This is a genomic window from Saccharothrix longispora (assembly GCF_030852425.1).
In the GTDB taxonomy this organism is placed as follows: Bacteria; Actinomycetota; Actinomycetes; order Mycobacteriales; family Pseudonocardiaceae; genus Actinosynnema; species Actinosynnema longispora.
On the sequence record NZ_NSDM01000001.1, the window covers coordinates 32784 to 55484 of the forward strand.

The 22701-nt window shown below is 73.8% G+C and carries 16 protein-coding genes and 1 pseudogene; 6 read left to right on the plus strand and 11 right to left on the minus strand.

Annotation, left to right across the window (positions count from 1 at the left end; genetic code table 11):
• The first annotated feature begins 124 nt into the window (after positions 1-124).
• Positions 125-712, plus strand: coding sequence for a pentapeptide repeat-containing protein (locus CKY47_RS00205; RefSeq protein WP_306743531.1), 588 nt, complete (start codon positions 125-127; stop codon positions 710-712).
• Positions 713-737: 25 nt separating this feature from the next.
• Here the strand turns inward: CKY47_RS00205 and CKY47_RS00210 are convergent, their stop codons facing one another.
• The 7 genes and pseudogenes from CKY47_RS00210 to CKY47_RS00240 all read right to left on the minus strand — a co-directional run bounded on the left by CKY47_RS00210 (position 738) and on the right by CKY47_RS00240 (position 12455).
• Complete coding sequence (locus CKY47_RS00210; RefSeq protein WP_306743532.1) at positions 738-3440, minus strand: TNT domain-containing protein; 2703 nt, start codon at positions 3438-3440, stop codon at positions 738-740.
• A gap of 77 nt (positions 3441-3517) precedes the next feature.
• A complete protein-coding gene (locus CKY47_RS00215; protein ID WP_306743533.1) occupies positions 3518-5050 on the minus strand; it encodes a TNT domain-containing protein in 1533 nt (510 codons plus the stop codon).
• Positions 5047-5523 carry a hypothetical protein gene (locus tag CKY47_RS00220; RefSeq protein WP_306743534.1) on the minus strand — a complete coding sequence of 159 codons (477 nt, stop codon included), beginning with the start codon at positions 5521-5523 and terminating at the stop codon, positions 5047-5049. The genes CKY47_RS00215 and CKY47_RS00220 overlap by 4 nt, the downstream gene beginning before the upstream one ends.
• Positions 5486-9274, minus strand: coding sequence for a glycohydrolase toxin TNT-related protein (locus CKY47_RS00225; protein WP_306743535.1), 3789 nt, complete (start codon positions 9272-9274; stop codon positions 5486-5488). Before CKY47_RS00225 ends, CKY47_RS00220 begins: the two co-directional genes overlap by 38 nt.
• Positions 9275-11245: 1971 nt before the next feature.
• A pseudogene (locus CKY47_RS37195) lies at positions 11246-11635 on the minus strand (WXG100-like domain-containing protein); the annotation flags it as partial.
• Positions 11636-11646: 11 nt separating this feature from the next.
• Positions 11647-11958 (minus strand): WXG100 family type VII secretion target, encoded by a 312-nt coding sequence (locus CKY47_RS00235; RefSeq protein ID WP_306743537.1) that lies wholly within the window; start codon positions 11956-11958, stop codon positions 11647-11649.
• Positions 11955-12455 carry a YbaB/EbfC family nucleoid-associated protein gene (locus CKY47_RS00240; protein ID WP_306743538.1) on the minus strand — a complete coding sequence of 167 codons (501 nt, stop codon included), beginning with the start codon at positions 12453-12455 and terminating at the stop codon, positions 11955-11957. Before CKY47_RS00240 ends, CKY47_RS00235 begins: the two co-directional genes overlap by 4 nt.
• A gap of 109 nt (positions 12456-12564) precedes the next feature.
• Here CKY47_RS00240 and CKY47_RS00245 point away from each other — a divergent pair, with 109 nt between their 5' ends.
• Genes CKY47_RS00245 through CKY47_RS00260 form a run of 4 tightly spaced genes read left to right on the plus strand, consistent with a single transcriptional unit; the run spans position 12565 to position 15882 of the window.
• Positions 12565-13773 carry an MFS transporter gene (locus tag CKY47_RS00245; protein WP_306743539.1) on the plus strand — a complete coding sequence of 403 codons (1209 nt, stop codon included), beginning with the start codon at positions 12565-12567 and terminating at the stop codon, positions 13771-13773.
• A complete protein-coding gene (locus CKY47_RS00250) occupies positions 13766-14695 on the plus strand; it encodes a DMT family transporter (RefSeq protein WP_306743540.1) in 930 nt (309 codons plus the stop codon). Before CKY47_RS00245 ends, CKY47_RS00250 begins: the two co-directional genes overlap by 8 nt.
• A gap of 16 nt (positions 14696-14711) precedes the next feature.
• Positions 14712-15569: a bifunctional methylenetetrahydrofolate dehydrogenase/methenyltetrahydrofolate cyclohydrolase gene (locus CKY47_RS00255; protein WP_306743542.1), complete on the plus strand. Its 858-nt coding sequence runs from the start codon at positions 14712-14714 to the stop codon at positions 15567-15569.
• Between the two features lie 19 nt (positions 15570-15588).
• Positions 15589-15882: a DUF3017 domain-containing protein gene (locus CKY47_RS00260; protein WP_306744505.1), complete on the plus strand. Its 294-nt coding sequence runs from the start codon at positions 15589-15591 to the stop codon at positions 15880-15882.
• A gap of 82 nt (positions 15883-15964) precedes the next feature.
• On the opposite strand, the gene CKY47_RS00265 is transcribed toward CKY47_RS00260, so the two are convergent.
• Positions 15965-16528, minus strand: coding sequence for a TetR/AcrR family transcriptional regulator (locus CKY47_RS00265; RefSeq protein ID WP_306743543.1), 564 nt, complete (start codon positions 16526-16528; stop codon positions 15965-15967).
• A gap of 75 nt (positions 16529-16603) precedes the next feature.
• Between CKY47_RS00265 and CKY47_RS00270 the strand changes: the two genes are divergently transcribed.
• Positions 16604-17170, plus strand: a complete 567-nt coding sequence (locus tag CKY47_RS00270; RefSeq protein WP_306743544.1) for a dihydrofolate reductase family protein — start codon at positions 16604-16606, stop codon at positions 17168-17170.
• Between the two features lie 135 nt (positions 17171-17305).
• Here the strand turns inward: CKY47_RS00270 and CKY47_RS00275 are convergent, their stop codons facing one another.
• From CKY47_RS00275 to CKY47_RS00285, 3 genes are read right to left on the minus strand one after another with little or no spacing between them, the layout of a single operon-like run.
• On the minus strand, positions 17306-20602 hold the full coding sequence (locus CKY47_RS00275; protein ID WP_306743545.1) for an error-prone DNA polymerase: 3297 nt from the start codon (positions 20600-20602) through the stop codon (positions 17306-17308).
• Complete coding sequence (locus CKY47_RS00280; RefSeq protein ID WP_306743546.1) at positions 20602-21075, minus strand: hypothetical protein; 474 nt, start codon at positions 21073-21075, stop codon at positions 20602-20604. Before CKY47_RS00280 ends, CKY47_RS00275 begins: the two co-directional genes overlap by 1 nt.
• A complete protein-coding gene (locus CKY47_RS00285; protein WP_306744506.1) occupies positions 21076-22680 on the minus strand; it encodes a DNA polymerase Y family protein in 1605 nt (534 codons plus the stop codon).
• Positions 22681-22701 lie beyond the last annotated feature (21 nt).

The following is a 22701-nucleotide window of genomic DNA, read 5'->3' on the forward strand; positions in this document are numbered from 1 at the left end:
GCACGACACCACCAGGCAGGCTGACGACCTGTCAGCGGCGGTCTCTACACCGGGACCGCGTGCCGGACGGGGTTGCCCGGCAGGTCGGAGGTTACCAACTGGTGGACGATGACAAGGTGTGACAGTGGACATCATCGGCGAGGACTACTCCGACGCGAACCTGTACGAGCAGCGGTGGGAGGGCCGGTCGTTCGTGCGCTGCGACTTCACCGAGGCCGACATGCGGGGCCTGGTGACGTCGAACTGCACGTTCACCGACTGCGTGTTCGACCGCACCGACCTGGGCGAGTCGTCGCACACCGCGTCGGCGTTCCGCTCCTGCAAGTTCACCCGCGCGGTGCTCGGCGACGCGGTGTTCCGCTCGTGCACGTGGCTCGGCTCGGTGTTCATGGACTGCTCGATGCGGCCCATCACCGTGGAGGAGACCGATCTCACGCTTGTCGGGCTCTCCGGCGCCGTGCTGCCGAAGGCGTCGCTGCGCGGGCTGCGGCTGCGCGAGGCGAACCTGGAGCAGGCCGACCTGCGCGAGGCGGACCTGCGCGACGCCGACCTCACCGGCGCCCGCCTGCTCGGCTGCCGGTTGGGCGGCGCCGACCTGCGCGGCGCGCGGCTGGACGCGGACGGCCTGGCGCAGGCGTCGCTGCGCGGTGCCCGGGTGGACCTGGGCACCGCGGTGGCGTTCGCCGGGGCGCACGGGCTGCGCGTCGACTGACCCGTGACCGTCGACCGACCCGTGACTAGTGCGTCGGCGCTTCCTGGTTGGCGACCTCGACCAGGACGCCGTCGGCGAGCATCTCGTCGATGGTCTTGGGCATCAGGTACGCCGTGCCGCCGCCGGGCTGCTCGAACCACGGCACGGCGATGCCCGTCAGCGCCTCGACCGGGCGGCGCAGCCGGTACACCTTGTACGGGCGGTTGATCCACGACGGCACCAGCGACCGCTCGGCGAACGGCGTGCCCGCGGCGTAGACCAGGTTGCCCGAGCCGTCGCCGAAGCGGTCGACCTCCAGGCCCGGGGGCAGCTCGATCATCTTCTTGTGGCGGAACAGCGTGAGCGGCGGTTCGCCGTTCATCGGCTTGATCGGCCACGTGCGGACGGGCTTGCCCTCGCCCTGCTGGGCTGGCTGCTGGGGCTGCTGGGGTTCGACCGGCGGGCGCTGCGGCGGCGCGGGACGGCGTGGCGGCTCGCCGGCGAACCCGTTGGCCACCGGCGGGCGGGGCCGCTGCGGCGGCGGGGGCGGCGGGAGCAGCGGCGGCGGGACCGGGCGCGGCGCGCGGCGGTGCGCCAGGACGAGCTTGCCGATCAGGTAGGCGGTGGCGTCCTCGACGCGGTCGAAGCGGACCGGGTTGGTCGGGCCGCGGTCGAACCACGACACCTCCCAGTCCCGGCCGTCGACGCGCAGCAGCCACGTGCGGTCGACGGGTTCGCCGAACCGGTAGGCGGCGGGCGGCACGTCCAGCTCGTCCAGGGCGCGGCGGGTGCCGGCCAGCTCCCGCTCCTCCTCCGGGGTGACCTGGCGCGGTTCCGCCGGCGGCGGGGGCGTGACCTGGACGGGCTGCGGCGCGCTCGGCGTCGGGTCCCGGAACGGCTGCGCGGCCTCGGTGAACCGGGGCGGCGCCTGGTCCGCGAACGGGGGCGGCACCTGCTCGGCGAACGGGGCGGGCGCCTCGTCCCGGTCCTCGGTCCGGCGGGGCTCGTCGTGGTCGTGCTCGTCGTGGTGCTCGTGGTCGTGGTGCTCGTGGTCGTGGCGCTCGTCCTGCTCCTCGAACCGGGACTCGACGCGCTCCTCGCGGTCCTCGTGCTCGCGGTGGTCGTCGTGCCCGTCGTGCTCGCGATGCCCGGTGAACGACTGCTCGGCGAACGGCTGCTGCTCGGCGAACGGCGGCTCGGCGTGCTGCTCGAAGGCCGCGTCCCCGTGGCGGTCGCGGTCGTCGTGGCGGTCGCGGTCGTCGTGCGGTTCGACGTGCGGGTCCTCGTGCCCGTCGTGCTCGTCGAAGCGGGTGTCCTCCCGCCCGTCGAAGCGGGCGTCGTCGTGCGCGGCCGGGGTGTAGAGGTGCTCCTGGCCGACCTCGAACTCGGCGGTCACCTCGTCGGGCGCGTGCCCGGTGTCCGCTTCGGCCGGGCGGTCGGCCTCGTCGGCGGCGACCCCCACCTCGGCGGTCTCCTCGGCCGCCACCTGTTCGGGGTCGTCGTCGGAGAACGGGTTCCACGCCTGGGTGTCGCCCGGCCCCGGCTCGACCCGCTCGGGGCGGTCGTCCCGCGCCTCGTGGTCGTCCCGCTCGTCCCGGTCGTACGCGGGCACCGGCGCGAACAGGTCCATGCCGTCCACGTAGGACTCGCGCCGGTACCGGTCGTCGATGACCGGACCGTCCTCCTCGAACCGCACCCGGTAGGGCGGGCCCTCCTGGGCGTACTCGACGACCTCGGGCTTGAGGTCGGCGAGGTTCGCGGTCTGCTCGACGTCCGGGCGGACCCGCTGCGGGTCGTCGGACGGCGGCTCGGGCAGCGGGGCGACGACCGTCGCGCCCACCTCCACCGGCTCGGGCGGGGCCTCCGGCGGCTCGGCCACCGGCAGCTTGGTGCCCTGCGGCGCGGCGGGCGCGCCCAGGTTCGCGGCGGCGGCGACCCGCGCTTCCTCGGACACCTCGGGCAGCACGAAGTCCTGCTGCGCGGCCCGCTCCACCAGCTCCGGCTCCGGCGGCACGCCGTAGGCGCGCAGGTAGTAGCCGACGGCGGCGGGCCAGATCCACTGGCCGTCGGTCTGGAACGCCACCGGCACGACCTGCGGCGCGTCCGGGTTGAGCACGTCCGCGTCGAACCCGCGGCCGACCACGGCGACCGGTGCGCGGTCGAGGTAGCTCAGCAGCAGGTCGCGGTCGGCCTCGGGGACCGGCGGGCGGTTCACCGAGGGGCGGCCGCCGGGACCCGCGCCGTCGAACACGCGGGCCGTGCGGAACGCGCGCGGCGCGGACCCGGCCTCGCGCCCGGCCGGGGGGACCGGGGCGGGGGCGGGCTGGAGCTTGCGGCGCAGCCAGTCCGGCACGTTGTCGTCCGTGCGCGGGAAGAACCGCATCTCGTCGAGGTACGCCTGCGGCGGCGGGGGCGTCTGCCAGGACGGCTCGGCGCGGTCGAAGTCCAGGTTGTAGCTCGACGGGTGGTCGAGCTGGTACCGGGCGTTGGACCAGCTGCCCCGGCCCTCCCGGTACATGCCCGCGCGCAGCCGCGAGAACAGCTGCGCCACGTCCGGGGGCGGGGACCACGCGCGCACGGCGCCGTCGACCGACCGCACCTCGGCGGCCAGCTCGAAGTACCGACCGGTCGCGCGGTACTCGGCCGTCACGTGGCGCCACTCCTCGGGAGCGGCGCGCATCAGCGTGAGGCCGATCTGCTTGACCAGCGCATCCTGCTCGGTCGGGTTCAGCGGCTTCAGCTCGGACACGTGGACCATCTTCCCCCGCGACTCCCCGTGCCCGCACGGGACCCCGCTGGGCCGATCGGACTAATGACGCCCAGCGATCACCCCTGGACCTTCGGTGGCGGTGGCTGCGTCGTCGCTTCCGGCACCTCCACCAGGCTCCCGTCGGCCAGCAGGTCGCGGACCGACGAGGCCAGGAAGTACCCCGTGCCGCCGCCGACCTGGCCGAACCACGGCACCGCGATGCCGTGGAGCGCGGGCACCGGCTTCTGCACCCGGTACACGTGGTAACGACGGTTCAGCCAATCCGGTGGCAGCGAGCGGTTGCCGAACATCGTCCCGGCCGCGTACACGAGGTTGCCCGTCTCGGCTCCGAACCGATCAAGTTCGGTGCCGGGCGGCAGCACGACGGGTTCGCGGTCGCGGAACAGCGACAGCGGCGGCTCGTCGGGCAGCGGCTGGATGTCCGGCACCGGCTGCACGACCGGCGTGCGCCCCGCGCCCCGCGCCTGGTCGAGGTCCGACCGCCACAGCAGCTCGGCGAGCAGCACCTTCGCCGCGTCGACGGCGTGCTCGTGGACCCGCGGCCGGCCGTGCGGGCCGCGGCTGCCGTCCCAGAACTGCACCTGCCACCCGGACGGGCCGGGTGCGGGTTCGAGGACGAGCGCGTCGAGCCTCGGTTCGACGATGCCGTACTCGGTCTCGGCGACCCCGTAGTGGTCGAGCCGCTCCTTGAGGTGCTCCAGCACGCGCCGCTCGGCGTCCGTGATCACCCGCTCGTGGTACTCCGGCAGGGGCGCGCCGTCGGCCCGCCCGGTGGCGACCGCGGCCGCCGCGTCCTCCTGCTCCGGGGTCACGGCAGGCACGGCGTAGCCGTTGTCGCGGATGTGCTGGACGAGCTGCGGCACCGGCGGCACGTGGTGCGCGCGCAGGTAGTGGGCCACCCCGCCCGGCCACACCCACGTGCCGTCGGTGTGGAAGGACAGCGGCACGGACGGCTCCGCGCCCGGGTCGAGCGCGTCCTGCCCGTAGGAGCGGGCGGCCAGCACGACCGGCGCGCCCTCCAGGTAGGCGAGCACCGCGTCCCGCTCCTGCGGGTGCACGGCGGGCCGGTGGTGCACGGGGGCGCCGTCGGCGGCGAGGCCGTCGAACACCGGGGCCTCGTGGACGGCGTGACCGGGCGCCGGCCCGGGGGTCGCGGTGGTGAGGCCCGCGCGCTCCCGCAGCCACGCCGGGACCGCGTCGTCGTCGCGCGGGTACAGCTCCAGCTCCTCGACGTGGTGCCGGGGCTCGGGCGCCTGCTTCCAGTCCGGCTCGTTCTCCCGGTCGAACGTCGCCGAGTACGTGTCCGGGTGCACGAGGTGGAACTTCATCGAGAACCACGTGCCCCGGCCCGGCACGGCCATGCCGTGCCGCAGCTGCACGAAGAACGGCAGCGCCTCCGGCGGCAGCTCCCACTCGAACGACGAGCCGTACATGGTCAGCCCGGACACCTCGGCCTCCAGGTGGGAGCCGATCATCCGGAGGTCGACCCAGAGCTGCTCCCAGTCACCCGGCAGGCGCTGCACCAGCAGCGTGGTGACCGAACCCAGGATGGCGTTCTGGTCCTCGACGTCCAACTGCGGGGCGGTCATGCGTTCTGCTCCTCGGTGCTCGCGCCGGCCTCGACGAGCCTGGCGCGCAGCCAGTCCGGGACGTAGGCGTCGTCGCGGGGGAAGACGTGGAGGTCACGGGCGAAGTCGGCGGCCGGCACCGGCGGGTCGAACCGCGGGTCGTGGTCGAAGTTGTACGTGATGTCGATGCGGACCGGCGCGTTCACCACGCAGCGCGCCGAGAACCAGGTGCCCCGGCCCTGCCGGTACATCACCTGCCGCATCTCCTGGAACGCGGCGTTCAGGCCGTCCGGCGGGACCACGTCGGGCGTGCTCCCGTCCGGCAGGTAGACCTTGAGCGCCACGTCCTGCACGGCGACCGTCATGCGCACCAGCACGTCGATCCGGCGGAAGCCCTCCGGAGCGGCGTCCAGCAGCATGCCGCCGATGTGCTGGAGCAGCTCGTCGTGGCGCTGCTCAGAAGTCGGCCGGCCAGAGGGCTGCGTTGTGCTCATTCGGGTAGCTCCTGACGTAGATCTCGGTCGTGCCGTCGTCGAGCGTCACGCGCCAGCGGGTCTGGTACGTGTGCGGGTGGCGCTGCAGCGGGTCGCGCAGGGCGAACGTGTCGATGATCTCGACCGTACCGCCGGCCCTCATGAACGCCGCGCGGTCCCGCTCCATCCGGTGCCAGGTCTCCTCGGTGACGAACGCCGGCCGCTCGTTGCCCTGGTTCTGGTCGCGCTGCTGGCTCGACTGGTTCGCCGCCTCGCCGGGACCGCCGGTCTCGTTGCCCTGGTGGTGGCCGCCGTCGGACAGCTTTCGCCCGTTCGAGTCGACCTCGCCGTGCGTGCCGACGTCGAGTTGGGCCGCGCCGTCCCGGCGGATCGCGCCGCCCGAGGACAGGTCGGGCCGACCGGTGGTGGCCACCGTCTCGCCGTCGCCGTTCGTGCGACCGCGCCACGAGTCGCCGTCCGCGACCAGCACCGCGTTCGGCAGCGGGTTGTTCAGGTCCGCGCTGAACGGCCGGAACGTGTGGATGTGCGACGTGGCGCCGTCGTCACCCGTCTGGAACGTGCCGTAGCCCTGCCCCCTGTTGTCGTCCAGCACGAACCGGGTGCCCGGCGGCAGGTCTGCCCGGGACGAGAACGGGTTCCTGTTGTCGTACGGCTGGAGCACGGCGTCGCGCTGCTCCGGCGTCCACCCGCCGGTGTCGCCGCTGACCACCCTGACCGAGTACTCCCACTTGCCGTCGACCTTGACGCGCTCCACCGCGAGGTGCACCTCGCCGTTGGCGGGCGTCGGCCACGTCCGCGTCGGCTGCTCCGCCCGGCCGAGGCCGTAGAAGCCGTCCGACGTGACCTGCGCGGACGCCGGGGCCTGGGCGATCTCGTTGTTCACCCGGCTGCGCTGGCCCGAGTGCGTGTCCTCGAACACCACGTGCCCGGACTCGTCGGTGAGGAACCGGCCGCGGTGCTGGCCGTGCTCGTCGCTGACGACGTACTCGGTGTTCGCGTCGTGCACCTGGCCGGGGCTGCTGAACGGCTCGCCCTGCCCCAGGCCGGTGACCGGCACCTGCCGGGTGGTCGTCGGCTCCGTGCGCGCGACGGCGTCCTGCGGGTGGCCGTTCGCGTCGGTCCGGTACTCCTGGTGCAGCGGGCCGCGGTCGATGTTGTAGTTCGTGCCCTGCGAGGAGTGCATGACCTCGGGGTTGCGGGTGCCGTCCGCCAGGAAGTCCGGCGCCGCCACCCACCTCGGCCGGCCGTCGGCGTCGGTCTGCACCGTGCCGCGGTACGTGCCGTCGGTGTCGTGCACCTCCATGCGGGTGTCCGCCGGCAGGTCCGTGCGGGCGGTGAACGCCTCGCCCGGCCTCGGCGCCAGCGGGTGGTCCGCGCCGATGACCTGGCGGCCGTTGGCGGGCTCCGGGATCGGCTCGATCGGCGCGGTCCGCTCGATCGGCACGGTCCGGTCGCCGACCCGGATGGTGTCCTGCGTGACGGCGCGCGTGCCGTCGGCGGTGGCCACGAACACGTCGTGCCGGTGCCCGACCTCCACCCGGTAGTGGGCGTTCGGGATCGGGTTGCGCACCTCGGGGTTGTCGCCGTGCCGGGTGTTCGGCGCGACGGCGTCCACGTAGGCGTTGCCGTCGGCGTCGACGTGCACGACCGTGCGGACGGTGCCGTCCTCGCCCTGGATCGAGACGCGGGTGTCGCGCGGCAGGTCCTGGCCCTGGAAGAACGACTGGTCGTCGCCCAGCCGGACGGTCTGCTCGTGCCGGGTCTCCGGGGCCGACCACGGCTCCTGGACCTGCGGCTCGATGTCCTGGCGGCCGCGGTGCGCCTGGTCGTCGTTCGCCAGGTCGCCGGTCGGCTGGTGACCGGGCGGCATGCCGCGCTCGCCGACCGGGCCGTGCGTGCCGTCCGGGTCGAACGCGTGCCAGCCGCCGTCCGGCGGGATCCTCGGCCCGGTGCCGGCCTCGTTCGGCGAGCTGGAGTAGACGTTGCCGTGCTGGTCGGACCAGGCGAGGTTGTCCGGCGCGACCACCCGCTGACCGGTCTCCCGCGCGACGTGCGCGGCCAGGCTGTCGGCGCCGCCGACGCCCGCGTCGCAGCCGACGAGCACGATCGGCCGACCGGCGAGGGCCGGGTGGTTGCCGACCAGCTCGACCAGCTCTGCGCGCGTGTAGCGCGTGTCGCCGATGCGGACGCCGTCGCCGTCGGTGTGGACGTCGAGGACGACGTGGTCGCCGTTGGCCGGGATGCGGCTCGACAGGTCGCGGAGCCGGTCCTCGGTGTGCAGGGCGACGCCCGCGTCGGTGACCTGGCTGTTGCGGATCGCCTGGTCGACGCGCTGGGAGACCTCGCCCAGCGGGATCGGCCCGTTGTGCGCGACCGGCCCGAGGTCCGGGTTCGGCGCGAGGTCGGCGGCCTGGTTCGCGGGCGCGTGGTCGTCGAACGCGCCGTTGCGGGCCTCGTCGACGGTGACGGTGTCGGGCCTGGAGACGTTGCCGTTCTCGTCGAACGTGCCGAAGTCCGGCGGCAGCACCCGACCGTCGGCGGGCGGCACGTCCACCTCGTGCAGCACGCCGAGGTCGATCAGGCGCTGCACGCTCATCCGGCCGGTGGCCGGGTCGGCGAGGTCCGCGTTCAGGACGGGCTGGAGCTGCCGCGCGCCCCCCGCCTGGTCGAACGCCGGCGCGACCGGTGCCAGCTCGACGGTGAGCGGCGCGTCGAGGACGTAGACGTGGTAGCCCTTGCCGAGGCTGTCCGGCATGATCGCGCGCTCGCCGAACCCGTACGCCTGCCCGTCCGGGCTCAACGGCGACAGGAAGTCGCCGCCGGGGCTGCCGAACCGGTCGAGGACGGTGCCGGCGGGCAGTTCGACGACCACCCGGGGGCCGCCCGCGCCCTGGTTGGGCGGCCAGGCGATGCCGCCGTCGGGGGTGGAGTGGGCGGCGCGGAACGGCTCGTAGCTGCCGTAAGGGCCGTAGGGCTGGTAGCCGGGTTCCACGATCGCGGCGGCGCGCTGGTCGTACGTGCCGACCGACTGGTCCGTGGGACCGGTGGACTCGTGCACCGAGTAGTAGGGGCCGTCGTGCGAGAAGCCCTCCACGACGCCGGCCGGCTGGTTCCAGACGTTCTTCCGGGGGAACGGGTCGGTGGCGGGGTCGGTACCCGGGTCCGCACCGGTGCTGGTGCCGGTGTCGGCGGGCCACTCGTGCGCGGCGGCGGGCGAGTGCTCGTCACCGGGCGCGCCGGTCGTGTCGCCGGCGGTGTCGCCCGTCGTGTTGCCGGTGCCGTCCGTGCCCGGCGTGGGGTTGTCGCCCGACGCGGGACCGCCGGCGGCCGGGTCCGGAGCCGGGGTTCCGACGGGCTGATCGGCACCCCGCGGAATCGGCGCGGTCTCGGGCCGACCTGCATCGGGCCGGGCCGTGTCGGGCCGACCCGCGTCGGTTCCCCGAGCAGCCGGAGCGAGGTCGGGTCGAGCGGGAGCCGAGTCCGTGCCGCGCGAAGCGGGGGCCGGTCCATCGGTCCGGGGAACAGCGGGAGCGGCCCCGTCCGCCCGAGGGGCGACCGGACCACCGGGCTGCTGACCGGCCGGCCCGAAACCACCGGGCTGAGGCTGGTAACCACCGGGCTGGGGCCCGAACGAACCGGGCTGGGGCCCGAACCCGCCCGTCGGGTTCGTCGGCGGCTGCTGCGCGGGCGCACTCCCGCGCTGCTCGGGCAGCGCCACCGGCCCGGCGTTCTGGACGGGCTGAACCGGCATGCCGGTCACCGAACTCGCACTGACCGCATCGGTCCCGCGAACGTCCTGACCACCGGTTCCGCCGTCGGTGAAGAACTCGCCACCGGAGTGCGCGGAAGGTCCACGCCCACCGCCGCCACCGCCACCGGGAGCTCCGGCGGGAGGCGGCGCGAACCCACCGGCGCCACCCGCCATGGGAGCGGGCCCACCAGCGGGGACACCTCCAGCGGGCGCACCTCCACCGGGCGCACCTCCACTGGGCGCACCTCCACCGGGCGCACCTCCCACAGGCGCAGGACCACCCGTCGGGGGCAACCCGCTCCCCGCGGGAGCCGCTCCTCCACCGGGTGCGACAGGCGCGGCAGGAGCACCGGGCACCGGCCCGCCGGTAGCCACCGGCCCACCGGCGGGCATCCCACCGGCAGGCACTCCACCAGCGGGCACCCCGCCGGGAACAGCGCCACCACTGGGCACGGGACCACCAGACGTGCCACCGCCCGGCAGCGACCCGCCGGGCGCGGCAGGCCCACCGGGAGTCACGCCGCCGGGCACGCCGCCACCAGCGGGCCCGCCACCGGCAAGCGCACCAGGGGTCACTCCCCCGGCAGCAGGACCGCCGGGCGCGCTCCCCCCGGCCGGAGTCCCACCCGGCACAGCACCACCGGGAGTCGTCCCACCGAACGAACCACCGGGCGAGGCACCACTCGGCGAGCCACTACCCGGCATGACCCCACCGGGCACTGCTCCGCCAGGCATCCCACCACCGGGCATCCCACCACCGGTCACACCTGCACCGGGCCGGAGCCCGGGCGAACCACCCTGAGCCGATCCCCCGGCGGCAGGACCACCGGCAGCGGGTCCGCCGGCAGTCGCCCCACCGGGCGCAGCACCACCGACCGGCGCACCCCCCGAAGACCCGGGCGTGAAAGCCGCCCCACCGGTCACCGACGCACCACCGGGCATCCGCGCGGCCGATCCACCGGACGACGACCCGGCGCCACCAGGCGCCGCACCACCACCGGCCACCGGACCGCCGGGCGTCGAACCACCGGGCGAAGTCCCACCGGGCGAAGTCCCACCGGACACCGGCCCGCCGACCGGCGCGGCCACCGACGGCGCCGCACCGGACGTGCCCAACCTGCTGCCGATCGACGACCCGCCCCCACCGGCACCGGGCGCGGTGGGCAACGACGCCCGCCCTGCACCCTGCCCGGCCGGCGCACCACCGAACGACGACGGCGCGCCACCACTCGACGACGCCCCGCCACCGTGCGACGAGTCGCCCACCGACGGCGGTGCGGCCACCGACGGCCCCGGCGCGGGCGGCGCGGCCACGGACGACGTGGACGTCGCGCCCCCCGGCATCCGGTTCAGCCCGTCAGGGCTCACCGACGGCCCGCCCGGCGCACCACCCGTCCCGCCGGACGGCCCGCCCGCGGGCGCGCCGCCACCGGCGGGCGGTCCGCCCACGGTCGGCGGCGGCGGGACGGGACCACCGGCCGGCGGTCCACCGTCGGGTCCACCGGGCGTGACGCGCGGCGCCTCGACGGTGATGCCGTCCTTCGCCCCGCCGATCCCACCGGACACGGCGCCCGCCGACGCACCCATGAGCACGTCGCGCGCCGAGATGTCCTGCCCCAGCGCGGCCGCCGTGCCGACGGTCGACGCGGCGCCCTCCACCGCACCGCGGGTGGCGCCGACGGCCACCTGCCCGGCCAGCCCGCCACCCTCGAACTTGAGACCACCCGACACACCGCCGACCAGGCCGGACACCGCACCGGACACGGCGGCCTCGGTGGTCTTGCCCCAGTCCCACGACTCCCGGTCGCCGCGCGCCACCTGCACGGCCTGGATGGCCGCGTCGATGCCGACCGAGATCGCGACCTCCCTGAGGATCGCGATGATCAGCTGCCGGAACGTGAACTGCACGATCAGCCGCGTCGCCTGCTGCGCGATCGGGATGCCCGCGGTGGACGCGCCGAACGTGCCGAACGCCGCGGCGATCAGCGCGGCGATCTCGATCGCCAGCGCGATCAGCGACGCGATGATCGACAGCTTGGTGTACTCCACCTCCAACGCGGTGTTGTCGCAGCTCTCGGCCAGCTGCTCGCAGATCTTCTGGAGCTTCGGCAGGTACGAGTCGTCGCCCTCGGAGAACTTCTTCCAGTACTCCTCGAACGCCTTGACCGCGTCACCGGTCTGGCTGGCGTACACGCTGGACGCGGCGCCGTTGCCCTCGTCGATGACGGACTTCACGCCCTGCGCGGCAGTGCGGTAGGCGTCGGCCATGCGCCGCAGCGCCGTCTCGTCACCTTCCGGCCAGCTCTGCCCGACCACGATCGGGAAGAGCCAGGTGACCTCGCTCGGGATCTCGATGCCCACCGCAGTGCCCCTCAGTAAGTCCGGGAGATCCCGGTCGCGTTGCCCTGGTCCGAACCCTCGTACGCGTCGGCGGTCTGCTCCACGCCGGTACGGATGTCGTCGAGGGCCTGCGCGAGGCTCCCGAACGCCTCCAGCGTCGCCTGCGAGTTGGGCACGTACTCCTTCGCGAAGGCCTGCCCCGACTCGTCACCGCCCCAGCACTGCCCCTCGGCCTGCAAGGCGGAGTTCAACGCCTGGAGCACGCCGTCGAGCGAATCACCCGCCGCACCGAACTGCGCCGCACCGCGGCGCAGGCCGGACACACTGACGTCGAAACCGGTCACCAGCCACTCCTGTCCATGAAGCTGCCACCCTCGTCGTCGTCCCGGGGCGCGGGACGCCTGGGCGGCGTCGACGCCTGCGGCACGACGGGCGGCTTCGGGATGAGGTCGGACAGCGACGGCACGCCGGGCAGCATCTCCGACAGGTCGACGCTCGCGCCCTGCTGGGCGGGGGCGAGCACCTCGTTCAGCTCGGTCCGCGCCTTGGCGACGGCCTGCTGCACGGTCTCGGTGGTCAGGCGTGCCAGCTTGTCGGGGGTGGTTCGCTCGAAGGCGCTCGCGGAGAACTCCAGGGACGTCAACGCGCCCGCGGAGTCGACGGTGGCGCGCACCGAGCCGTCCTTCGAGACCGCGCTGGCCGTGATCGCCATCGCCTTGGCCTGGGTCTCGCGCAGTTCGGCCGTCTTCTTGTTCAATTCGGCCAGGAGGGAGTCGACCTGCTCGCGCATGGCCGCGTTCCGCGCCTCCAGCTCGGCCCGTCGTCCGGTCGGATCGGTCACAGCTGTCCCCTCGTGAGCGGCGTGCAGAGGTGCTGACGCTAACCGAGGGCCGCGGGTTCCCGTGGATGTTCGGCATCCCGCTGTCGGTGCCGGCGGGCAGAGTGTCACCGTGCTGCGCCCCTACCGAGAACTCGCCGGCGTCCCCCACCTGCCGTGGCTGCTGCTGTGGTCGATGCTGGGCCGCACGCACCTGCCCGCGACACCGCTGGCGGTGTCGTTCCTGATGGCCGGGTGGACCGGGTCCTACGCGGTGGCCGGCGTGGTCGGCGGCGCGTTGACGTTGGGCATGGGCGTGGCGGGCCCGGTGCGCGGACGGGCCGCCGACCGCAGTCCGGCCGGACGGCTGTTGCTGGTCACGGCACTGGGCTACGGCACGGGCATCGCGGCGCTGGGGCTGCTGCCCGCGGTGCTGCCCGGCGGCGCGTGGCCGGTGGCGGTGGTCGTCGGCTTCCTGACCGGGTCGAGCACGCCGCCGGTGACGGCGATGAGCCGGGCGAGCTTCCCGCGCCTCGCGAAGGGGGCGGCGCAGTCGGCCGTGTTCACCGTCGAGGCGTCGATGCAGGAGGTCATGTACGTCGTCGGACCGGCGCTGGCCGCGACCGTGGTGGCGGTGTGGAACGCGCAGGTCGCGCTGTGGTTGTGCGGCGTGCTGGCGGTGTTCGGGGCGCTCGGGTTCGCCGGGGCGCTGCGCCGGGCGGGCCTGGACGAACCGGTGGCGAGGGAGAGACCGGCGGGTGGCCGGACGCTGCTGGCCGACGGTTCGCTGGCGCTCGCGCTGGTGACCGCGATGTTCCTGGTCGCGTCCCTGGTGTCGATCGACATGGTGATCATCGCCTGGGCCCGCGACCTGGGCAGGCCCGCGGTGGCGGGAGTGCTGACGGCGGTGTGGGGCATCGGGTCCGTCGTCGGCGGCCTGATCGCGGGCGGGCTCACCGGGCGGGTCCGGTTCGCCCGGCGGATGCTGTTGATGGCGTTGGGCGTGGCACCGCTGGTGCTCGTCCTGCCGCCGGTGCTGGACCCGTCGTCGGTGTGGCTGATCGGACTCGTGCTCGGAGTGGGGGGGATGGCCATCGCACCCGCCATCGCGGCCAACAACCAGCGGGTCAACGGACTCGCCCCGGACGACCGGAAGGCCGAGGCGTTCGGCTGGATGGGCACGTTCACCACGGCGGGCTCGGCGTTGTCGCTCCCCCTGGCCGGGACGCTGCTCGACCACGTCGGCCCCGCCGCGGCGGCGGGTGCGAGTGCCGCGCTGGCGCTGTTCGGGGCGCTCCTGGCGAGCCGGGTGCGCGACCGCGGGGCCGTGTCGGTTGGGTGACCGCGCCCGGTTCGCCGGCGCGTTCCTCGCGTTCGTCGGCGGGGTGTTCCTGGCCGTCCAGGGCCGGTTGAACGGCGAACTCGGACTCGTCTTCGGCGATGGTTTCCTGGCCGCGCTCGTGTCGTTCGGCGGCGGGCTGGTGCTGTTGCTGCTGGCCGTGCCGACGTCACGGGCCGGCCGCGCCGGGGTGACCAGGCTGGCGGCGGCCCTGCGCGACGGCCGGATCCGCTGGTGGCAGTGCGTCGGCGGGGCGTGCGGGGCGTTCTTCGTGTCCACGCAGGGCCTGACGGTCGCGACGCTGGGCGTGGCCGTGTTCACCGTGGCGGTCGTCGCCGCGCAGACCGTGAGCAGCCTGGCGGTCGACCGCGTGGGCGTCGGACCGGCCGGCCGCGTGCCGCTGACCCGGCCCCGCGTGACCGGCGCGGCGCTCGCCGTGGTGGCGGTCGCGGTGGCCGTGTCGGACGAGGTCGGCGACCCGGCCGACCTGTGGCTCGCGCTGCTGCCCGCGCTGGCAGGCCTCGGCCTCGGCTGGCAGCAGGCGGTGAACGGGCTGGTCAGGGAGGCCGCGAACAGCACCCGGGTGACCACCATGGTCAACTTCGGCACCGGGACGGCGGTGCTGCTCGTCGTGTGCGCGGTGGACGTGGCGGCACGCGGCCTGCCGTCCGCCGCACCCGCCGAGCCCTGGTTCTACGCGGGCGGCGTGCTCGGCATCGTCACCATCGGCTCGGCCGTGCTGGCGGTGCGCCGGCTCGGTGTGCTGCTGGTCGGGCTGTGCCAGGTGGCCGGCCAGCTCGTCGGCGCGCTCGCCGTCGACCTCGTGGCCCCCGCCGCAGGTGAGCAGCTGTCCGCGGTCACCGTGATCGGCACGGCGTTGACGCTGATCGCGGTGGCGGTCGCCGCGCTGCCCGCCCGCCGGTGATGAGAGGATGAGGCCCGTGACTGCGACGATCCTCAACGGCAGGGCTACCCGGGACGCGATCTTCGAGGACTTGCGCGGGCGGGTCGCCGCCCTGGTCGAGCAGGGCATCACGCCCGGCCTGGCCACCGTGCTGGTCGGCGACGACCCCGGATCGCACTCGTACGTGCGGGGCAAGCACCTCGCGTGCGCCAAGGTGGGCATCACCTCCCTCCGCCGCGACCTGCCCGCGGACACCACGCAGGAACAGCTCGAAGCGGTCATCGACGAGCTGAACGCCGACCAGGCGTGCACCGCGTACATCGTGCAGCTGCCGCTGCCCAAGCACCTCGACCCGAACCCGATCCTGGAGCGCATCGACCCGCGCAAGGACGGCGACGGGCTCCACCCCGTCAACCTGGGCAAGCTCGTGCTCGGCGACGAGGCGCCGCTGCCCGCCACCCCGCGCGGCGTCGTCGAGCTGCTGCGCCGCTACGACGTGCCCCTGGCCGGCGCCAACGTGACCGTCGTCGGCCGCGGCGTCACCGTCGGCCGCCCGATCGGCCTGCTGCTGACCAGGCGCTCGGAGAACGCCACGGTCACCCTGTGCCACACCGGCACCAAGGACCTGGCCGCCGAGGTCCGGCGCGCGGACATCGTGGTCGCGGGCGCGGGCAGCCCCGGTCTGATCACCGCCGACATGATCAAGCCCGGCGCGGCCGTCGTCGACGTCGGCATCACCCGCACCGAGGCCGGCCTGGTCGGCGACGTCCACCCCGACGTGGCCGAGGTCGCGGGCTACCTGGCCCCGATCCCCGGTGGCGCGGGACCGATGACCATTGCCATGCTGCTGACCAACACGGTCGAGGCAGCCGAGCGCAACCTCGCGACGGCCTGAGGCGGAAGCGGTGGAGCTGTTGCCCGAAGAGCGCTGGCGGTCGGCGGCGGGTCGGCACCTGCCGTTCGCCCTGGTGCTGGCCATCACCTCCCTCGGATTCGTGCGGATCGTGCAGTACCACTGGCGGCAGGGCGTGGTCCTGATCGGCCTCGCCCTGCTGGTCGCCGCCCTGCTGCGGATCATGGTGACCGACGAGCAGGCCGGCCTGATCGCCATCCGCAGCCGCAGCGTCGACGCGCTCCTCTACACCGGCCTGGGATTCGCCGTGATCGTGGTCGCCATGACCATCATCGGCGGCCCCCTGGAGCGCTAGGCACCACGACCACCGACGCGGCTCCGTCCGGTCGCGCGGCCCTCGCCCGACCGCGTGTCGGCCCGCCCCGCGTCGCCGCCGATCAGGTGCGCTCGACGAGCGCGGTGATCAGTCGCGTCATCTCCTCCTCCGGCAGCACGTCGGGCAGTGTCAGGTGCTCCACGACCAGCCCGCTCATGGCCAGGTAGAGCGAGACGACCGTGGTGCGGTCGCCGGGCAGGCCCGCGTCCAGGTGGAAGCGGACGTTCTCCTCCAGGTGCGTGCTGATCGCCTTGGTCAGCGCGGCCTGCAACTCGGGGCGCCTGGTCGCCTCCAGCCGCAGCTCCAGCAGCGCGAGGTACCCGCTCCGGTCCACCTGGAGCCGCCCGAGCAACTCCTGGAGCAGCCGCACCACGAGGCTCTTGTCCGGTGGCGCGTCCATGGTCTCGGCGAGCCGCACCGCGTCGGGCGTGAGGCGGACGTGGATGTGCTCCGCCACCTGGCGCAACAGGTCGTCGCGGTTGGCGAAGTAGTTGGACGCCGTGCCCTTCGGCACGCCGGCCTCCACGTCGACCGCCCGGAAGGTCAACCCGCGCGCACCCTCGCGGGCCAGCACCTCGATCGCCGCGTCGACCAGCGCCGTTCGCCTGGTCGGGTTACTTGTCATGATCCCTCCTTGACAACCACTCCAAGCATAGTACTACAGTCGTAGTGGTCGACGCCGGACACGGAGGAACGAGCCATGCGAAACCTGACCTACTTCATCGCCACCTCGCTCGACGGGTTCATCGCCGACCCCACCGGCGGGTACGGCGACTTCCTCTTCGAGGGCGACCACATGACGGCCATCTTCGAGGAGTACCCCGACACCCTGCCGAGCCAGGCGCGCCACGCACTGGGCATCGACGCCCCGAACAAGGACTTCGACACGGTCCTCATGGGCCGCGCCACCTACCAGGTACCGGGCGGACCACCCAGTCCGTACCGGCACCTGCGCCAGTACGTGGTCTCGTCCAGGCTCAGCACCACCCCGCCTGACGTGCAGGTCGTGTCCGACCCGTTGGAAACGGTCCGCGCGCTGAAGGCCGAGCCGGGCCTGGGGATCTGGCTGTGCGGGGGCGGCAGGTTGGCCGCCGCCCTACTGCCCGAGATCGACGAACTGATCCTCAAGGTCCACCCGATCGTGTTGGGCAAGGGTATTCCGCTGTTCGCGGGCGACTTCCCGACGGCCCGCTTCGCGAAGGCGTCCACGCGAACCTTCGACACGGGCGTCGTGTTCACCACCTACACCAAGGAGGAGGTCACCTGATCGGATGAGCTGTCCTCGACCTGCACCGGCTGCCGACGCGCTCCTCGCGATCCGACTCGACAACCACACCAGCCCGACCGTCGAGCAGCCCCACTCCCCACCGTCCCGACCTCGGCGACGCCGGCCGCCGCACTGTCAGCGGAAGTCGCGGGAACGGGAAGGAATGCGCAGGTCCAGGCGTTGGAGGCGGTCGGCGTGGAGGCTGACGACTCCCTCCGCCGACTCGACGACGCCCCGGACGAGCAGCGCCGGGCTCGTACGGGCGACTCGGCGGTAGCGGGCCCAGAGCCCGGTGGTGCAGACGACGTTGACCGTGCCCGTCTCGTCCTCGATGTTGAGGAACGTGACACCGCCCGCGGTCGCGGGGCGTTGGCGGTGGGTGACGGCACCTCCGACCAACACCCTGGTGCCGTCGGGCACGTCGGCCAGCGCCGCGGTCGACAGGGCGCCGAGGGCGGTGAGCCGTTCGCGGACGAACTCGGTCGGGAAGCTGTCCGGGGACAGACCCGTCGCCCAGACGTCGGCGACGGCCAACTCCACCTCGTCCATGCCGGGCAGGGCGGGGGCGTCCGTACCGACGGCGGTACCGGGCAGGCGGTCGGGGCGGATCTTCGCCACGGCGCCCGCCGCCCACAGCGCGGCACGCCGGTCGAGGCCGAAGCAGCCGAAGGCGCCCGCGGTGGCCAGGGCCTCGACCTGCGCGGTGGTGAGCCGGACGCGGGCGCCGAAGTCCGCCATGTCATGGAACGGGCCCGCATCCCGTTGCGCGACAACGGCTTCGGCAACCTGCGACCCGATGGTCCGGATGCCGCCGAGGCCGATGCGGACGGCCTGTTCGCCGTCGACGGGTTCGAGGGTGGCGTGGGTGAGGCTGGCGTTGACGTCGGGACCGAGTACGCGCACGCCGTGGCGGCGGGCGTCGGCGACGAGTGATTGGGAGGAGTAGAAGCCCATGGGCTGAGCACGCAACACGGCCGCGCAGAACGCGGCCGGGTGGTAGAGCTTGAACCAGGCGCTGACGAACACCAGGTGCGCGAAGCTGAGCGCGTGGCTTTCCGGGAAGCCGAAGTTGGCGAACGCCAACAGCTTCGCGTAGACCTGCTCGGCCAGTTCCTCCCCCAGGCCGTTGGCCCTGGCGCCCTGGTGGAAGCGTTCGCGGAGGCGTTCCATGCGTTGCGTGGAGCGTTTGGCGCCCATGGCGCGTCGCAGTTCGTCGGCCTCGGCGGGGCTGAAGTCGGCCACGTCGACGGCGATCTGCATGAGCTGTTCCTGGAACAGCGGCACGCCGAGGGTCTTGTCCAACGCGCCCGCCAGGCGCGGGTGGTCGTGCCGCCACTTCTCCTGGCCGTTGCGCCTGCGGATGTAGGGGTGCACCGAGCCGCCCTGGATCGGGCCGGGGCGGATCAGGGCGACCTCGACCACCAGGTCGTAGAACTCCCTCGGCCTGAGCCGCGGCAGGGTGGCCATCTGGGCGCGGCTCTCCACCTGGAACACCCCGACGGTGTCGGCGCGGCACAGCATGTCGTAGACGTGCTGGTCCGCCAGGTCGAGTTTGCCGAGGTCCACCTCGACGCCCTCGTGCTCGCGAACGAGGTCGATCGCGTAGTGCAGCGCCGAGAGCATGCCCAGACCGAGCAGGTCGAACTTCACCAACCCGATGGAGGCGCAATCGTCCTTGTCCCACTGCAACACGGTGCGATCCGCCATGCGGCCTCGCTCGACCGGGCACACCTCGCTGACCGGTCGGTCGCAGATGACCATGCCGCCGGAGTGGATTCCCAGGTGGCGCGGGGAACCCTCCAGCTGCGCGGCCAGTTCCAGCACGGCGCGCGGGATACCGCCTTCGTCCACCGTGGAGCGCAGGGGTCCCTGGCGGTCGATCTGCTTGCTCCACGCGTCCTGCCGGCCGGCGGAGTGGCCCAGGGCCCGGGCCACGTCGCGGACGGCCGACCGGCCGCGGTAGGTGATGACGTTCGCGACCTGGGCGGCGTGGCGGCGGTCGTACTTGTCGTAGACGTATTGGATGACCTCCTCGCGGCGGTCCGACTCGATGTCGAGGTCGATGTCGGGTGGGCCGTCGCGGGCGGGGGCCAGGAAGCGCTCGAAGAGGAGGCCGAAGCGGACGGCGTCGACGTTGGTGATGCCCAGCGCGTAGCAGACCGCGGAGTTCGCGGCCGAGCCGCGCCCCTGGCAGAGGATGCCGTTGCGGCGGCAGAAGTCGACGATGTCGTGCACGACGAGGAAGTAACCGGGGAAGCCGAGTTCCTCGATGATCTTCAACTCGTGCTCGATCTGCTCGTAGGCCCTGGGGTTCTCGCCGATGGAGCGGTACCGCTTGGCCGCGCCCGAGTAGGTCAGTTCGCGCAGGTGGCTGTTCTCGTCGTGACCGGGAGGAACGTCGAAGGGGGGTAGTCGTGGAGCGATGAGCTGCAGGTCGAACTGGCACTGCATGCCGAGCACGGCCGACCGGTGCACCGCGCCCGGGAACCGGGCGAACCGGCGGGCCATGTCCTCGCCCGACCGCAGGAAGGCCGTGCGGCCGGGTGGGAGCCACCCCGTCATCTCGTCCAGGCTGCGGCGGGCACGCACCGCGGCCATGGTCGCCGCCAGCCGGCCGCGCCCGGGTACGGCGTAGTGCACGGCGTTCGTCGCCACGGTCGGCAGGCCGAGGTCGTGGGCCATGGCCCACAGCAGGTCGTTGCGCGGACCGTCCTCGGGATGACCGTGGTCGGTGAGTTCGACGAACACCCGGTCCTCGCCGTACAGGTCGACGAGCCGGCGCGCCTGCGCGAACGCCGCGTCGGGTCCGTCGCGGTCGAGTGCGCGCCGCACCGCGCCCTTGCGGCAGCCCGTGAGGACGACGCACTCGTCCCGGGTGTCCGCGACCACCTGCTCCAGGTCGTAGACGGGACGGCCCTTCTCGCTGCCGGGGCCGAGCTGGCCGCTGGTGATCGTGCGGCACAGCGCGTGGTAGCCGTCGCGGTCGGTGGCGAGCAGCAGCAGGTGCTCGCCGCCCGGGTCGGGTGCGCCGTTCTTCGGTGCGGACAGGCCGAGGCCCAGCTCGGTGCCGAAGACCGTGCGCACGCCGAGTTCCCGGGCGGCCTCGGCGAACCGCACCACGCCGTACATGCCGTCGTGGTCGGTGAGCGCTATGCCGTCCAGTTCGAGCTGCTGTGCGGTCTCGACCAGTTCCTCGGGGTGGCTCGCCCCGTCGAGGAAGCTGAAGTTCGAGTGGCAGTGCAGCTCGACGTACGGAACGCGCGAACGAGTGGAGCCCAGTTCGTCGACCTTGATCCCGAAGTCGGCCGGCGCCTCGTACCGGTCGCGGCGGCGCGACCATCCCGGGCCGTCACCGCCGTCGGGGACGTGGGGCTTGCCGGCCGGCGCCTGTTCCAGGTCGGACCACCGGGCCGGCGGGTTGTTCCAGCCCATCAGCGCCAGTTGTCCGGGGCGGGCCGCGGGGCCGGGATCAGCGACAGGAGGTCGAGCGGCTGCCAGTCGGAGGGCGGCTGCGGTGTCGAGGGGCATGCGGTGGGCGGGTGCGCCGGGAGGTGTGACGGAGGGAGGTGTGACGGCGGCAGGTGCCAGGTGTGCGGGTGGGAGGTTGCCGGTGGCGGTGGCTTCCGGGGGACGCGCCTCGGGAGTGGGGGCGTGGTCGACTTCGGCGGGTTCGGGGGTGGGGTCCAGCCGGGGTCCGTCGGGTGGGCCGGTTCGTCGGCGCGTTGTCCGGGCACGTCGAACCCGGTCAACCAGTCGGTCAGGTCCCGGGCGGTCCGCTCGCGGTCGGTGGGGATCGCCGGGCCGGGCGGGCGGTCGTGCTCCGGGTCGTGCCGCGTGGTCGGCGTGGACGGCGTGTTGTCGTCGTGGTGGTCCTGGCGACGGTTGTGCTCGGGACGGCTGGTCATCTAGTCGTACACCCCTTCCACGGCCCACTTACCGCCCGCGCGGATCAGCAGGAATGCTTGTTCTTCCCCGTCCGGCGCGGTACCCAGGACCTGGAGGCGGGCGGCGCGGACGGCGGTGGTTCCGTCCCACCAGCGTTCGTCCACGGGCCACGGGCCGGACCAGGCGATCACCTGGCGGGTCCGTCCCGCGTGGACGATGCGGTGGGGGTCGGCGATGAGTTCGGCGTAGCCGGTGACCACGACGTCCGCACCCGACTCGTCCACCAGCGCGACCGGTTCGGGGTCCGGGAAGACCGTGGCCGGGGACGGTGCCGGCAGGCGACCCGGCCAGGGTTGGTCCGGGTCGGCCGCCGGGGTTCGTTCATCACCCCACGGCACCAGGCGGACGCGTTCCACCGGGCCGCGACCACCGCCCAGGACGGGGGTGAGCACGGCGTCGGGGCCCAGCAGGCCCTGCACGCGCACCATCGCCCGTGCCGCGCGTTCGGCTGCTTCGCCCTGGTCCTGGCCCGCGCCCGGCCACAGGCCGGCTTGCAGGGCGGTGGCGTCGACGACTTCCTCCGGGTCGAGCCGGAGGACCTGGATGCCGGCGGTGAGCCGGGCTCGGGTGAGCCACCCGTCGAGCTGCCAGCGCACCCGGTCGGCGGTGCCCTGCGGGGTGAGGGGGTCCGCGCAACGCCACACCCGCCGGAGCTGCTCGCCGTTCTCGGTGGTGGCCTGGATGCCCAGGCGCGTGCAGGCGAGACCGTGGGCGGCGAGGACGGTGTGCAGGCGTTCGGCCAGGCCCTTGGCGGCGAAGGCCGCGGCGTCGACCCGCTCCACGGGCGGGTCGAGCTGTCGGATCACCGACAGCTCGGGTGGTGGGCGGCGGCGGGACCCGGGGCGTTGCTCCAGACCGGCGGCTTGGCGGTGGGCGAGCACGGCTCGTCGTCCGAATCGGGTGGCGACGGCGCGTTCGGGGATCGCGGCGAACTCGCCGAGCGTGCGCAGGCCGAGGCGGCGCAGCAGGTCCACCAGGTCGGCGCGGTCGGCCCGGCGTTCGGCGGGGTGGTCGAGTTCGCGGATGCCGAGCGGTGCCAGGAAGTCGGCGCTGCGGCCGGGCGGCACGATCACGCCCCGGTGGGCGGCCAGGGTCGCCGCGAACAGGCCGTCCGCGAAGCCGACCAGGGCTTCGACGCCGGTGCGCACGGCGATGTGGTCGACCAGGCGTTCGGCCACCTGTTCGGCTGCTCGTGCGGCCGGCTGCTCGGCCGGCTGCTCGACGGAGCCGAAGTAGCCGATCGGGCCCTGCGCCGCGACCACGACCAGTCCGGCTCGGACCACCTCGATTCCCGGTGCCAGTTCTTCGACCGCCGCCGCGACCGGTTCGAAGAGGCGCGTGTCGCGAGCCTCGTCGTGGTCGAAGACGACCAACTCGGGGCACTGGCCCTGAGCCGTGCGCTTGCGCATCCCGCGACGCACGCCTTCGGCTCGTGCGACCGCCGAACAGGCGATGACCTCACCCGAGTCGACAACGGCCGCGGGCACGTGCGGGAGCAGGGCTGCTTCGGCGGACGCGGCCACGACCGGCCAGTCGGGGCACCAGACAGCGAGCGTGTACAGGATTCACCTCTTCGACGGAAATGG

Bases quoted from the DNA above. Each gene is read 5' to 3' on its own strand.
- CKY47_RS00215 (WP_306743533.1), bottom strand. From the start codon at position 5,050: ATGACCGCCCCGCAGTTGGACGTCGAGGACCAGAACGCCATCCTGGGT.
- CKY47_RS00220 (WP_306743534.1), bottom strand. From the start codon at position 5,523: ATGAGCACAACGCAGCCCTCTGGCCGGCCGACTTCTGAGCAGCGCCAC.
- CKY47_RS00225 (WP_306743535.1), bottom strand. From the start codon at position 9,274: ATGCCGGTTCAGCCCGTCCAGAACGCCGGGCCGGTGGCGCTGCCCGAG.
- CKY47_RS00265 (WP_306743543.1), bottom strand. From the start codon at position 16,528: ATGACAAGTAACCCGACCAGGCGAACGGCGCTGGTCGACGCGGCGATC.
- CKY47_RS00270 (WP_306743544.1), top strand. From the start codon at position 16,604: ATGCGAAACCTGACCTACTTCATCGCCACCTCGCTCGACGGGTTCATC.
- CKY47_RS00275 (WP_306743545.1), bottom strand. From the start codon at position 20,602: ATGGGCTGGAACAACCCGCCGGCCCGGTGGTCCGACCTGGAACAGGCG.
- CKY47_RS00280 (WP_306743546.1), bottom strand. From the start codon at position 21,075: ATGACCAGCCGTCCCGAGCACAACCGTCGCCAGGACCACCACGACGAC.